General features: G+C 46.6%; 15 protein-coding genes. 2 read left to right on the top strand and 13 right to left on the bottom strand.

Annotation, left to right across the window (positions count from 1 at the left end):
• Positions 1-86: 86 nt before the first annotated feature.
• The 13 genes from NBH14_RS13720 to NBH14_RS13660 all read right to left on the bottom strand — a co-directional run bounded on the left by NBH14_RS13720 (position 87) and on the right by NBH14_RS13660 (position 13,065).
• Positions 87-374 carry an HU family DNA-binding protein gene (locus tag NBH14_RS13720; RefSeq protein ID WP_128135569.1) on the bottom strand — a complete coding sequence of 96 codons (288 nt, stop codon included), beginning with the start codon at positions 372-374 and terminating at the stop codon, positions 87-89.
• Between the two features lie 39 nt (positions 375-413).
• On the bottom strand, positions 414-1,142 hold the full coding sequence (locus NBH14_RS13715) for a tyrosine-protein phosphatase (RefSeq protein ID WP_186959614.1): 729 nt from the start codon (positions 1,140-1,142) through the stop codon (positions 414-416).
• Between the two features lie 15 nt (positions 1,143-1,157).
• A complete protein-coding gene (locus NBH14_RS13710) occupies positions 1,158-3,518 on the bottom strand; it encodes a GumC family protein (RefSeq protein ID WP_186959615.1) in 2,361 nt (786 codons plus the stop codon).
• Between the two features lie 11 nt (positions 3,519-3,529).
• Positions 3,530-4,312 (bottom strand): polysaccharide biosynthesis/export family protein, encoded by a 783-nt coding sequence (locus tag NBH14_RS13705; RefSeq protein ID WP_007657036.1) that lies wholly within the window; start codon positions 4,310-4,312, stop codon positions 3,530-3,532.
• A 14-nt stretch (positions 4,313-4,326) separates the two neighbouring features.
• Positions 4,327-5,529, bottom strand: a complete 1,203-nt coding sequence (locus NBH14_RS13700; RefSeq protein ID WP_250817574.1) for a carboxypeptidase-like regulatory domain-containing protein — start codon at positions 5,527-5,529, stop codon at positions 4,327-4,329.
• A 561-nt stretch (positions 5,530-6,090) separates the two neighbouring features.
• Positions 6,091-7,302, bottom strand: coding sequence for a YjbH domain-containing protein (locus tag NBH14_RS13695; protein ID WP_250817573.1), 1,212 nt, complete (start codon positions 7,300-7,302; stop codon positions 6,091-6,093).
• Positions 7,299-7,961 carry a YjbH domain-containing protein gene (locus tag NBH14_RS13690; RefSeq protein ID WP_250817580.1) on the bottom strand — a complete coding sequence of 221 codons (663 nt, stop codon included), beginning with the start codon at positions 7,959-7,961 and terminating at the stop codon, positions 7,299-7,301. The genes NBH14_RS13695 and NBH14_RS13690 overlap by 4 nt, the downstream gene beginning before the upstream one ends.
• Before the next feature lie 99 nt (positions 7,962-8,060).
• On the bottom strand, positions 8,061-9,509 hold the full coding sequence (locus NBH14_RS13685) for a DNA primase (RefSeq protein ID WP_250817571.1): 1,449 nt from the start codon (positions 9,507-9,509) through the stop codon (positions 8,061-8,063).
• Entirely contained in the window at positions 9,496-10,896 is a 1,401-nt protein-coding gene (locus NBH14_RS13680; RefSeq protein ID WP_250817568.1) for a replicative DNA helicase, read from the bottom strand. The genes NBH14_RS13685 and NBH14_RS13680 overlap by 14 nt, the downstream gene beginning before the upstream one ends.
• 7 nt (positions 10,897-10,903) lie before the next feature.
• Entirely contained in the window at positions 10,904-11,431 is a 528-nt protein-coding gene (locus NBH14_RS13675; RefSeq protein ID WP_128135565.1) for a MarR family transcriptional regulator, read from the bottom strand.
• 337 nt (positions 11,432-11,768) lie between these two features.
• Positions 11,769-12,158, bottom strand: coding sequence for a hypothetical protein (locus NBH14_RS13670; protein WP_250817566.1), 390 nt, complete (start codon positions 12,156-12,158; stop codon positions 11,769-11,771).
• 175 nt (positions 12,159-12,333) lie between these two features.
• Positions 12,334-12,558, bottom strand: a complete 225-nt coding sequence (locus NBH14_RS13665) for a DUF4248 domain-containing protein (protein WP_186959623.1) — start codon at positions 12,556-12,558, stop codon at positions 12,334-12,336.
• A 159-nt stretch (positions 12,559-12,717) separates the two neighbouring features.
• Positions 12,718-13,065: a hypothetical protein gene (locus tag NBH14_RS13660; RefSeq protein ID WP_250817564.1), complete on the bottom strand. Its 348-nt coding sequence runs from the start codon at positions 13,063-13,065 to the stop codon at positions 12,718-12,720.
• Between the two features lie 152 nt (positions 13,066-13,217).
• Here NBH14_RS13660 and NBH14_RS13655 point away from each other — a divergent pair, with 152 nt between their 5' ends.
• Positions 13,218-13,661 carry an HU family DNA-binding protein gene (locus tag NBH14_RS13655; protein ID WP_250817562.1) on the top strand — a complete coding sequence of 148 codons (444 nt, stop codon included), beginning with the start codon at positions 13,218-13,220 and terminating at the stop codon, positions 13,659-13,661.
• Between the two features lie 9 nt (positions 13,662-13,670).
• Complete coding sequence (locus NBH14_RS13650) at positions 13,671-14,132, top strand: glucosaminidase domain-containing protein (RefSeq protein WP_250817560.1); 462 nt, start codon at positions 13,671-13,673, stop codon at positions 14,130-14,132.
• Positions 14,133-14,161 lie beyond the last annotated feature (29 nt).

Here is a 14,161-nt window from a genome sequence, read left to right as displayed (position 1 = left end):
AAAAAACTCTGTATTTCCCAGTATTATTTTTAGCTGAAACCGGAAAATACAGAGTTAAATATTGAACACGAATAAAACCTATACCGCTATTCTTCCTGATTATTCAGTTTACGGACCAAATCGTCTGCTGTCCGGAATTTTATTGTTGTTCTCGGAGCAAGCATAATAGGTTCCATTGTTTGCGGATTACGAACAGGGCGGGACTTCTGGAGCACGGGTGAAAAAACACCAAGCCCTCCTATCCTTACCTTGTTCTCTGATTTTACTTCATTAAATACAGTATCGATAAATGTATTCAATACCTTTCGTACAGCACTTTGCGTGTACCCTGTCTGTTCTGCAATGGAGTATATCAACTCTCTTTTGTTCATCATATCTTTTACGATTTTTAATTGTTTGTTATGTTTGATCTGTTATTTCAAAAGCATTTCATTGTTATCTAATAATTTGCGTACCAACCGGACCTGTTCCCCAGACAAGCGTAAAGTCCTCAATCCTTTCTCATACTCACTTAGTTTATGAAAATCGGTACCGACATAATCATAATACCCTTCACGGAGCAAATGCTCTGCTACCTGCCGGACCTGTTTACCCTGTAAGCCGGCTAAGGAAAACAGGTTCAGTTGAAATCTATACCCTTTACTTTTCAAATAAGAATAGTCCTCCTGTTTCATATACCCATATCGCTCCGGATGAGCGATAACAGGCATATACCCATCCAATGCCAGGTCAAACAGGATTGTCAGAAATTTGTCGTGAGCCGACAAACAGGAAGTCTCAACCAAGACTTGTCTGCCGGGAAGTGTAAATAACATTCCCTTCATATATGCCTCAAAACCATCGTCCAGCATATACTCGGCAGCCAGGTGTAACTCTATTTCCGGAGGACAACATTCCTTCAAAATAGCATACTTTGCACACAGGAGTTCCGGTGTATTATTAGGAAACTCCGCCATAATATGGGGAGTCAGAAATATCCGTTTCACACCGGCTTCCTTCATTCTCTCTAATGCAGCGATCGAGTCCATCAACGACTCCGATCCACCGTCCACATTAGGAAGCAGATGCGCATGCACATCTGTCATTCCTTCAAGCAATGTGGTACGGATTATGTTTTTCTTTGAGCTAAACCAGGTCAGCATATTGGAAAATAGTTTTTATTTTTTCTTTTCGTTCCCGTAGCCATAACCATAGCCGTATCCATAGCCATAACCGTAACCATAACCATAACCCGAACGATTATAGCGGACACCATTCAAAACCAGACTCATATTCCTGAATTTATCCTGTCTGTATAACTTTTCCAGCTCCGGTAACTGCCGGCGGTCCATCAACCCGGCACGCAGGATATAAATGGTCAGGTCGGCTACACGGTTTACAATCGCTGCATCGGCAACCAAGCCGGCAGGCACATTATCCAGAATGATATAATCATACCGTTTCTTCAACTCTTCGATCAAAACTTCCAAACGGTCGCTCAACAATAGTTCGGAAGGATTCGGAGGCACAGGGCCGGTATGGATAATATCCAGGTTTGTGGCAAGTTCCTCTTTTTTTATGATAGAGTTGATGTCATCCACTTTTCCAGATAAATAGTTTGTTATTCCCATGTTAGTGGTTCCACTAACATGGCCGCTAAGGGTACCCTTACGAATATCGAGATCGACCAGTATCACTTTTTTTCGAGTCAGGGCAAAACTCATAGCCAGATTCATTGATACAAATGTCTTTCCTGCATTCGGATTGAAAGAAGTAAACATCACCACTTTCATATCCTTCGCTTTCACACGCATGAAATCCATATTCGTACGGACAATACGGAACGCCTCCGAAATACTGTCGCGCCCATTTTCACGGACGACTATTTCATCTTTATTCTTCTTGTCGCGCAAAGGAATCTCTCCCAGGAACGGGATCGATACGGCATCTTCCACATCCTTACGTGTACGCACAGTCGTATTCATGACCATCTGCAACCAGATGATACCTGCCGGAATAGCTAATCCCAGCACTACTGCCGCCAATAAGATCATCATCGATTTCGGTGCCACCGGACTCCGGCTTCCCTGCGCCGCATCGATCACACGGGCATTACTTTCGGTAATCGCCTGCGACAAAGCATTCTCTTCCCGCTTATTCAACAAGTAGAGATACAGCTCTTCCTTGATCTTCTGCTGGCGTTCGACAGACAACACATATTTCTGTTGTGTCGGCACAGCCGAAATACGGCGGCTGGTCTGAGCTTCCCGCTCTCTGATATTCTTTATCTTGATATTCAGACCGACAATCAGGTTATCGATAGCCCGGATAATCGTCTGCTTCATCGCACTAAGCGAATTATTCAGGTCCATCACCACCGGGTTCTTATTACTACTATTACCAATCAGTTTGTCACGTTTCAGCAACAGGTTGTTGTACTCACTGATCTGTCCTTCGATGTTCACATCCGCAATACCGGTATTGGCCGGTATCAGGTCAGCACTTTTATGAGGGTCCGTCAGGTAATCGCGTATATATTTCGCCAAAGTCACCTGATTCTCCAGTCCAAGTCCTTCTTTGCTATACTGGCTGCTCTCCTGAAGGTACATTCCCGTTTCCGAACTGATGTCCGTCAGCTGGTTTTCCCGTTTATACGTTTCGATATCGGCATCCACACTGCCCAACTCCTCTTCAATAATGATCAAACGGTCATTAATAAAGTTGGAGGTGTTCACCGTTACCTGGTTCTTATCGTTTATCGCGTCTTCGTTGTACACGGCAATCAACATATTCAGAACATCTTCGGCACGCGGTATGGATACGTCCTGCAATGTCAGGTTGATGATCGTCGCCGTCTTACTGGCCAGCGCCACCTGAAGGGAATTGCTGTATGCCAAAGCGATCTCCTCCCTGTTCCGCTTACTTATAGTTACCGCCTTCCCGAAATATTTATCCGCATAATACAACGTAGGGGTCACCACCAGTTTACCCACCGGAGTGGAGACTGTATCGTTCAATGCCACTTTCAAACTCTTAGCCTCATCTGTCGAGAAACCGGACAGCAAAACCTCTCCGGCCGACAAAGGTGTCGCCACCAATGAAAAAGATTGCGAAGCCTCCGCTTCCGGGAACCGTACGGCTATCGGCGATTGCGTATACAACTCTTCCGTCCGCAACCCGTCCTTTATCGTATAGCTGATATCCAGGTTCAACCGTTCAGCCACTACCGACATCAGACGCTTCGACTTGAAGACCAACACTTCATTGTCCACATTACTTTTTACATTGAACATATTCAGCTCTTCGAAAGCTGCCGACTCGCTGAGCCCTCCACCCTTGCTATTGTCTTTTATCAGTACCGATGCCGTACGTGTATAGACTTTAGGAGCCCATTTCAGATACAGAACAGCGACTCCGGCACAAACCAGGACAGATAAAACGAACCAATACCAGTTGGCCAACACAATATGGAATAGGTCACTCAGGTTCAGTTCGTTTTCTTCTCTTCGCAAGTTGATTGTTTCTTGTTCAGAATTCATTTGTAATCCGATTATTTAAAGATTAATACCGCAATCGTAGTCAGCAAGGAGATAACAGAAACCCAGACTCCGATCGAATTATTCTGGTTAATGCTACTCTGACCCGATTTCGCTTTATTCGGTTCCACATAAACAATATCGTTCTGTTGCAGGTAATAACAGGGAGAATTAAAAATATCAGCCGAACGCAAGTCATGGAACAGGATTGTACGTTTTCCGTTATTTTCGCGAATCACCCCTACCCGGTCACGACGTCCGTAGATTGTCAGGTCACCTGCCATACTCAAAGCCTCCAACAATGTGATACGGTCACCGGAGATAGTAAAGCTACCCGGACGGCCAACTTCGCCCATCACGGAAATCTTGAAGTTCAGGAACTGTACCGTCACAATCGGGTCTTTAATCAAATCGCCTTCGATCAGCTTGTTTTTGATCAGTTCGGTCAACTGCATACGGGTCAAGCCTTCCACATGGATTTCTCCCAAGATGGGAAAGTCGATGTTTCCGTTCGTATCCACCAGATACCCTAAAACACGTTGCTGTCCGCCAGTGTTAGAACCCAATTGATAACTTACCATCGGCATATTGAAAGGCAATGCCAGTTCCGGGTCGCGACTGTTCACCATAATAGCCAGCAAATCGTCACCATGGATAATCACCTCATATTTTTGTTCGATTTCCTGTTGTTTCAGCGGAACGACATCCTGCAAATAGATAATTTTTTTAGTCGATGTGCAGGCGGTAAAAAATACCGCCATACACACGACCAAATAGGCCACATACTTCTTAAACATAGTTACTTACAGTATTAATTATGCTCAGGTTTCATGTTTCCCTGCTCTTTCTCGATATTTTGCGATACCGCTCCATACTGTTCGGCCACAATGCTTTCCACACCACGGTTGGTCTTAACACGAATCGTATATTTTATTACTGCCTGCTTATAAGTAACAGTCATCTTCATATCGCCGCTTACCGCCATACTCTTTGCCATTGCGATTTCGGAAACGCCTTCACAAGCCAAGGCATTCCTTAAAGCAGCCATTAGCTTAGCCTCTATATCGCCTTTCACTCCTTCGCTTTTGGATATGACTTTCCAACCTTCTTTCGCCTTAACGGAAAAATCTTTCGATACAGCCGTTGTTTTTCCCAGGTTATCAACACTTTCAGACAAGATGGTTTCACTATTCGGTTCAGCAGACAAATCAGTAACCACTTTCAACTCATGTACAGAAAAACCATCCAGCTGCAAGACATAAGATTTATCCGAATCATCATAAATAGCTTCGGCTTTATCCGTTCCGTTGACATAATGTTTCACTTCCGTGAAATAAACATCGTTATCGGCTTCCACAGCCTTCACCCTTATTTCCAACGGCTTTTCAAACTTGACACCGTCCGGTTGGCAATCAAAGCTAGACAGCGCCAATGCAGAAGATGTTGTTTGCGGAGTAGAAGTCGACACCGCTTTATCGGCCACCTCTTTCAGCTTTTTATCAGCAGCCGGTACAAATGCCGTGATTGCTATCTCCGTTTCTTTTTCCACTGCGCCGGCAGGAACAAACGCTTCGGTATTTTGCGTAACACTGAGCAAAGTGTCTTTCTCCGGAGTTACTTTGACAGATTCAGCCTGCTTAGTCAGTATCTGCGAGTAAAATACGGTGGTGCCTTTTTCTGCTTTGCTATCTACTGTCACTTCATGTTTAATCGTGAGGTAGCCGTCTTTGACAAAGCTCAGTTCAAAAGAACCTTTTTTATTCACCTCGATTTGGTAAGTACCGGTTGCATCCGTTTTTGCCGACGCCTCTCCGGCAGATACGGAAACATCAGCCAACGCATTTGTTCCGTCCGTTACCTTACCGGTAATAAAATAGGCTTCTTTTTCCAAAGGGTTCTCTACTACTTCGGGAACCGGTTCCACTTCATCTTTTTTACATGAGTTGAAGGACAATCCCCCCACCATCAGCGTTGCAGCCAACAGGCTCAACGACCAGAAATTAGTTGTTTTCATACTAAAAATGGATTAATTAATATTTATTATTTGTTGATAATATGTTTATGAAAAGCAGTTATTTCAATTCTTTTCAGGTTTGAATGTTACTTTTCTCTTGATAGAAAAGTAACCAAAAGATCAAGGCTCAACCGGCCTCACTGCTTCAGTGAAAGACTCCACTCGAAAATCCGAAACTCGCTACGCTCAAACAACGGATTTTCTTTACCGTTCCGTCTTTCACCTCCGCGGACGTTCACCCGCTTAGGCCTTTCCAAGGAAGCTGTGCTTCCTCCTAGGATGGCCGAGACAGACACCTATATAATATAACAGATCCTCTCTTTTTCAACAGCCGGTATCGGCAATCCCAGAAGAACGCAAAGCGTTCTATGAAAGGCATCAGCTGATGAGCGTTAAACGAAGCAGCCGCAGAGAGCGTCCGGAGGCTGTGCTGTTTGAGCGAAGCGAGTTCACAGACGACAGCGAACGGAGGATGCGAAGTAGCGAAGCAGGTGCAGCCTTGATCTTTTGGCTACTTTTCCATCAAGGGAAAAGTAGGCTCAAATATTTCTATACAGGAAATTATTTTGTAACAATTCTCAGAATCTCCTTCTTCACAAAATCCGGGGCATCATATCCCCGGCTGCCGTTTTCGTCGGGGCGGACTTCGTAGCTGTAACCTAATAATTCGTCGCCATACGAACCGCCATGACGAGCCCTGTATTCATGGGCAAAATATTCAGGTAACCGGAAACGGACGGCTCTGCGTTTCCCCCGCTTCGTTCCCGGAATCGGGAGAGCAAAATGAAAACCACCATTCATCTCACCATCGGTAAACAAGCCATATACTCCGACCGTCACCTCGCCAAAATGACGGCGACAATCTAACCGGGCTCCCATATCGCCATACACCAACCGCACGGCCGCCAGGTCTATCTGTAAACCATAATTCGGCTCGTTATACCGTCCCCAGACGGAACCCGACACCCTTCTCCAGGTCGACACCACCCATTCCCCGCCATAGCAGGTACTCGACCCGGTCAGTCCGACATTCGCACCCACCAACCACCGTCCCCGGGCCGGTTGGTAACGGAGGCCGGCATCCACTCCCATCCGGTTACCCGTGAAGTTTCCGGCCGTAAGCCGTCCCGACACACCACCCGGCAGACGAAATTCCTGCCGCAGCGTAATCACTCCCGGACGTATATATTTGCGGAAATCAGTCATATTCGTATAAACCGGCAACACGACCTGTCCCGTCAGCACCGCCCCTTTCCAAAGGTCCATCTGGATAGCCGGAGAGAAATTGACCGCTACCCCATATAATTTATCGAGCCATGAATTTTGTAAAAACAGCTCCGGATACAACACCACATCTATCCGTCCCGCCATCTTATTTCTGCGTTCCTTCCCTTTCAAGCGCCGCATCGCCTCATCCGTATCGTAACCCACCTCCAATGCCGCCGTCTGCCGGGGCAGTGTCAATAACAAACGCGGTATACAGTCGTCCAACACCACCAGCTCATACGCTGCCGCCTGTTCTGTCTCCGGCAGGCTACGCAAGGCTTCAATCACAGCCGCCAGTCCGCGATACGTACCCCGGTATATATTATCTTCATAGGCTATCGTACAAACCGAATCGGTCTGTGCCACCCGTATCTCTTCCATGCCGAGCGAAAGCAAAGTTTGTTCAGCCGCTTCAGCCACCGATCTTCCCGCCGGTTGTTGCCCCATCAGTACGACAACCATTCCCCAGGCCATCAGGCAAACCATTCCCAAACACCTTCTTCTCATTGCCGGCCTCCCTTCTTTTTGAGCAATACCAATTCATACCGTATCCCACCCGATACCGCTTTCAAGTCGTAACAAAACAGATGTACCGTAAAATGATTGAAAAGACGCACGTTACCGCCCATATTCACAGCACTACCGTCGTACTCCGCCATCAAGGAAAGCGGACGGAAGAAGGCCGGCGAATAACTCATTCCTCCAAAGACTCCGTCACGAACAGCATGCTTACGGAACGGGATATTCCATCCGAATGTAAACGCCAGGTCATGGCCGCCGGGTAGGAAGTGCTTCGTCGCTACCCCATACACCGACGAAAAATAACGGTTACCAGTAACTTCACTGAACGTATTCAGTTGCCCGGTCGTCAAAGCGTCATTGCTCCCCACGACCACCGACGGCCAATACTTTCCCTCTTTCAACGGACGTATCCGCAACGACACCGAACGGTCCTGATTCCATTTACCCGTTTTAAGCTTCATCAACGTACAGCGATAACCGACCTCCAGGCAAGGCAGAAATGTCACATTCAGGAAATAATTCCCGGAATTATAATCCCAGAAATCAGGAAGCATCTGTTCCGGCAGATAATTCGCCCCCACCATAAACGTCCCGTCTACCTGCATATCTGCCGTCGGAATATTCAATAATCCCGTCACCCCCATCGAATGTTGAGCGTATAAGGATGAACCGCCCAGCAAAAAGCCCGCAGCCAAAACAAATAAAACCCTAATTTTCAATTTTCAATTTTTAATTTTCAATTATCAAACCGCCCCCGGCCTATCCAGCCACACCGAAACGTGGCGCAGTTGTTCCCGGCGTTCCGCCAGCTTTATAACCAGTTCGTGCTGCAACTCTTCATGGTCTTCCTGTACTACCTGACGGACCAGCCGGGAGATCAGCCGGAGCAAACGAGCTTCGCTGTACAGGAATAGCAGATAAGGCAGATATACATCGGATGATAACAGTTCCAGATCAGTCTGTAATTGAGTATCATATTCCCGATGCAGTTCAGCAACAACACATTGAAGCGGGGCCGACAACCCGTCCTCCGTTCCAGCCTCCTGCAAATGTTCGAAAATACGCTGATGGTCCGCATCCTCAAACCAGAGATCATCCGTCTCCAGGGCCGAAGCCACCAGGTCGATAAACAGGTACTCCTCCCCTCTCAAACGAAAAGTAGCCTCCGGATACAACAGGCAAACCGTCAGCAAGGCACACTCCGACGAATGCGGCCTGTTCTGCAACCGCCCGATCATCCGTGCAAACTCTTCCCTGCCTAACCGACGGAATAAAGAATCCGGATCTCCCTCGCCAGGAATCAACGCCGAATCGGCATCCATCCCCGCTTCCCGCAAGCGCAACACCGCTTTCTTCGAAGCCGCCTGCCCCGCCTCGTCACCGTCGAGCAACAGACAGGCACGGTTGGTATATTTCTTCAGCAAAACAATATGGCTGTCGGTCAAAGCCGTCCCGCACAAAGCCACCGTATTGACAAACCCGGCAGCATGCATCGCAATCGCATCTTTATATCCTTCGGTAATAAACACATAATCTTCTTTCCGTATCACCGCCACCGCACGGTTGAGTCCGTACAAGGTAGCCCCTTTGTCATACCCGTCGGCTGCCGACGAGTTGATATATTTCGGAACCGAAGTATCTTCATCACACAACCGGCGTGCTCCCATCCCGACCAGTTTTCCATACTCGTCGCGCACCGGAAAAATAATCCGGTTGCGCATCACCTTCCATTCGGCAGGCACCTGCACAGGCGACATGCCCACTTCAAAATCCAGATAAGCCGCCGAAAGCTCCGAACACCCGCAGGCATAAGGCAACAACAGTTTCATAAAAGCCGCAAAATCCTTTACAGGCTGTATCGCCTGTCGTTTGATAGCCATCCGCCCTGTACCGGGCATCACGAAACCCGGCTTACCCTCAGCAAATCTGCCTGCCGCCAGTTTCCTGACCGCGTCACTCAACGTACAATGTTCCATCTTCCTGACAAACTCGAATACATCCCCATGTTCCCCGCAGGCAAAACAGGAATAAGTCTGTTTTTCGGGATTCACCATCAACGACGGATGGTGGTCCGGATGAAACGGACACAGTCCGACATAATTCTTCCCCTTAGGCTCCAAATGCTGATAACCGCCGATCACCTCCTCGATACGAACAGATGATTTTATTTGTTGAAAATCACTCTTCTTCATAACGCATCCGGTTGTCATAGTTAGTAATACGGGTAAATGACTTATTGTAACGGAAACGAGCAATCCCGGTCGATCCGTTTCGTGTTTTCAGTATATATAATTTTCCTACACCCCGCAGGCTCTCCCCTGTCGTCTCGTCCTTGAAAATACCGTAACGTTCGGGACGGTGAACAAAAAAGACACAATCCGCCACCTGTTCGATCACACCCGAATCACGCAGATCATGCAATTCAGGGACATACGCCTTTTCGATACGTTGTACACTATTACGGTTCATCTGCGACAAGACCAGCACCGGACAATTGGTATCGACCGCCACCTGTTTCGCTCCTTCTATATTACGACCCACCAACTGGTCCATCGTCTCCCCGGCGTGTCCTTTGCGTTCCATCAGGTGCAGATAATCGATCACTACCAGGTCACACTGCCCCTTCTTTTTCTGTAACATCACCTGGGCACGAATATTCTCTATGCTATTGCCCGGCGTATGGTCGAAAAAGAGCGGCAGGTCTTCAAACTTTCCCGCCAGCCGTTCCATGCGTTCCAGTTCAGCCGTCGTCAGTCCCTCGATACGTAAATGATCAGCATCCACACTAGCATAACCGGCAAAAAGACGGTTCATCGTCTGCATAGCCGTCATCTCCAGGCTGAAGAAACAGACCGCTTTTCCCGAAAGTGCGACATTCATGGCAATATGCATGGCGACAGCCGTTTTTCCGTCGCTCGGACGTCCGCCTTCCACCAACAGTTCACCGTTGTAAAGTCCGCCCGTCACGTAATCGAACTCTTCGATCCCCGACAGGATACGCATTCTGTCATTCCCCGTACTCAACCGTTCACGATGCATCTGAAGCACCTCATTGGCCGTACACCCGATACGTTCGAGCGGTTTACCCACCGTGCATCTCTCACGCAGTTCGAGCAACGACCGCTCCGCCTCTTCTATCAACAGTGTGTAAGAAGACTCGAACCCGGCCGCCTTTGCGCCCAGCGTCACAAAAAGAGTGTTCAACAGGCGGAGCATATACTGTCTTTTCACCTCTTCCACATAATAAGGCAAACCTGAAATATGGCGTATGCGTCCTACCAGCGAAGCCATTCGTTTAATACCGCCCCACTCCTTCCAACGCTTCTCGTCGGTCTTACGCATTTCGGTATCGACTGTGATCATATCCACCGTTTCCCCCTTGTCATAAAGATTGCTGATTGCCTGATAAATAAATGCCAGGTCCGGACGACTGAACATCTCCGGTTTCAAGACGGGAAAGGTGCCCACTATCGCCTCGGCATCGAGCAGCAAAGCGCTGATAACGGCTTCTTCCACCTGTTCCACACTGATGTTGTTTTCTCCTGCGAATATTTTATTTTCGATATTGTCTGTTGTCATGGTCGATTCAGTTAACGTTTTTATTCGGATATTGCTTACTTCTTCCCCCTATCTTGGCCTCAGCCTCCGACAGGCGTGCAGCGGCATCTTCCGCCTGTTTCGCATCGTTTGTCCGACTGATTTTACCTGTGTCCCGCAACTTGTATTCCTTCTCCGAAGCAAAACAGAATTTATCGTATCCGTTTACGCGGATGACAGAGCCGCCCGGTACCCGGACTATCTCGACCAGTTCTCTTTTCTCCAGTTTTTCAAGCAAGCGGCTGATCGAGCCGAAAGGTATTCCCGACAATCGCGACAGCTCACGATACGTGCCTACATACTCCCCTCTGTAACTCATCACCTGGTTATTTCCCAATTTCACCACCCTGTCATCGAAGTTGCATGAAATAAACAAAACCAAATGCAACCCGGCTAACATTTTTTCTTCTTTCTCCAAACTCAATACCCTAGCATATAAGACTCTGGGTACTTTTACGAATGAATGCCCCATATATTCGAGCGCCACCCGTTCATGTTCTTTGTTTTCTTGTCTCATGTGTATTACTTTAACGTGTAACATCTGAAACGCAATTTGAAACACTTTTAAAACGCTACTCATCCGGTTAACAAAAAGATTTGAGCTTTTTCGAAACGCTTTTGAGACGCATTACCCTATTTTCTATATATATTAAAGAACTTCTTAAAAGAACATATAAAAAATAAACATTGATTTTCAACTTGCATTACGAAGACAAAAGTAGACGGTTCGGAAACGGATGGCAACCCGCTTTTTTCCGCATTTTATTTCTTTAGAAGGCTTTCTGACAACAGGTTATAAAATTAAAATACGTATTTTTGTGTAAATACAGTTTGTTAAACTAGTATAATCTATACTACGAATGACTCAAATGTGAACTGAGGTATTCTTTCGTACAATTCATTTCAAAAATGGTGAGCAGGGCGGCGGCCAATCTTCCGTAAGAAATATCTCCGAGTAAACCGGCTTCTCTCATTTCAAGAAACAGTTCTATCACTTTCGTCTTTCCCTTTTCATCCAATGGTATTTTTTCAAAAGCCTCGACCAGATTCATGTACCCAAGTTGATGCAGGATCAATTCTTTATTGTTTTCGAAAAACTGCATTCGCAGACTATCCCAACGACTCGTGCTTTTCGTGTCATTGCATGCCAGGACAGGGATGAGCATTAATACCAGACCGATTTTATCATCGTTCTTTTCGATTACTTCCTCCAGGTACGTATACGCAAGGTTTCTACCGGTCAAAGCACCGATTCTTTTTTTACGATCTTGATCAGATCGATATGTTTTTTGATAAATAAATTCATATGACAATTGTATTATGCTGTCAGAAAGCCTTTTTTAATTGTCAATTTCCTAACTATATAATCGCATACGGATAACTATGTAATCCGCCACGCATAACTATCTGTTTTCTCACTTATGGTTCGCCCAGAAAACGGACGATAACCTGCACCTGTATCGGTGTCAGGGTCTTTTTCCCCTTCTTCCATCCGCATCGTTCCAGTTCATTTATCAACGAAGGGTTGACCTGTACCCATTTACTTAATCTTTTACTAGACGATTCAGGCGTAAGTCCCTGTCCATACAACAATGCCAACTCCTGCCAACCGTACGATCTGATCTTGAATTTTTCTTCTTCCATATTCCATTATCCATTGTTTTACATGCCTTTAAGTTACAAAATAAAAACGACATAATCAACTTTATTCTCAATTATTTCAAGAGATTCAATCATATTCATCTGCGCCCCTTAATACAGACATTGAGTATTGCGAATAGATCAATTATTGTCAGATGTGAGCTATTTGTATCTCTTTAATGGGGCAAAGCCCCATGCCGTAGGCTCTCTTTTGCCGTCAGTTTCAACTGACGGATAGATAATCTTTCCGGTTTTACCGGATTCCTCTGTGGGTTTCAACCCCTTTTCCTGATATGTATAATGAAAGGGGATAAATCCCACAGAGGAAGAGGCTTTGCCTCCTGTATTTAGAACCGTTGGTTGAAACCAACGGCAAAATAGAGCCTGCGGCACGAGGCTCGCCTCGTTGAAAGTCGATATGGTCTGTGCCTTTGCGATCCCGTGTCGAGCACGGGAACGGGATAGTTCAATTATTTCTATAACTGAATGAAAATAAGAACAAATATTCATCGATCTTCCCGTTGAAGGACAGAAAGGAATTTGCGTTTTCCCATCTGTGTACCTTTGTATTGTTATCGATAACCAACCAGTTAATCGTCAATAGCTTTCGGAGCATTTCCATTGGCATATTGGCACATTGTCAAATTAAAAAATTATTTCCCATGGCTTTAAAGTATCATTTAGTACAGCGTCTTGACAAGAGTAAAGATGCTGCTGCCGGTTCAAAGCTGTATTACGGCCAGATCCGTGCCCAACAGAAACTGGAGTTTAACAAACTCTGCGAAATCATTGCTTCTTATTCTACGGCTTCACGCGGTGATGTCATGTTAGTGATCGACGGTTTGTTATACGTCATGCGCCAACATCTGGAAAACGGCGAAGTAGTCCAGGTGGGCGATTTCGGTAACTTCCGTATGCTGGCTGGCAGCAAGGGAACAGCGGTTGCCGATGATTTCACCACGAGTCTGTTCAAAAAGGGGCGTATCGTTTTCACACCGGGTCCCATGCTGAAAGAAGTCACAGCGAAACCGAAGTTTGAGAAAATTGTACCGATCACCTCTTCCGACAACAGTGGCTCAGGGAGTGACCGTCCTGAAATCGAGTAATGACGCACCATGAAAAAGCAAGATTTCATCAAACAGTATTTGCCTCTCGCCCAAAAGGCGGGAGTGCAATTCGGAATGAACCCGGTCATCATCCTGGCCCAGTCCGCCATCGAAACCGGCTGGGGCGAAAGTACACTTTGCAAGGAGCATCATAACTTTTTCGGCATCACGGCTTACGGCCGTCCCAACCCTTTCTGGAAAGGCGACCGGACCGATTTATCTGCCGTCACCGGCCGTCCGACCTTATGGTTCCGCCGGTACGCTTCACCAGAAGACAGTTTCCTCGACTTCGCCCGCCTGATCCACTCTGCCTATCCTGTGGCAGCGACTCTCACCTTCCACCCTGCGGCTTATGCCAAAGAGATTGCCTACAGCAAATACATCAGCGAAGTGAACGGTGACAACCGTGCCGCTTACCAGCGTATGCTAGTGTCGATCTGCCGCTCGATAGAGCGGTTATCGGTCAATTAATTTTCAATTTTCAATTTATAATTTTCAAT

This window comes from Parabacteroides caecihominis, assembly GCF_023656785.1.
GTDB classification, from domain to species: Bacteria; Bacteroidota; Bacteroidia; order Bacteroidales; family Tannerellaceae; genus Parabacteroides; species Parabacteroides segnis.
Note: the sequence above shows the minus strand (reverse complement) of the source record. Positions and strands in the feature narration are given on the sequence as shown.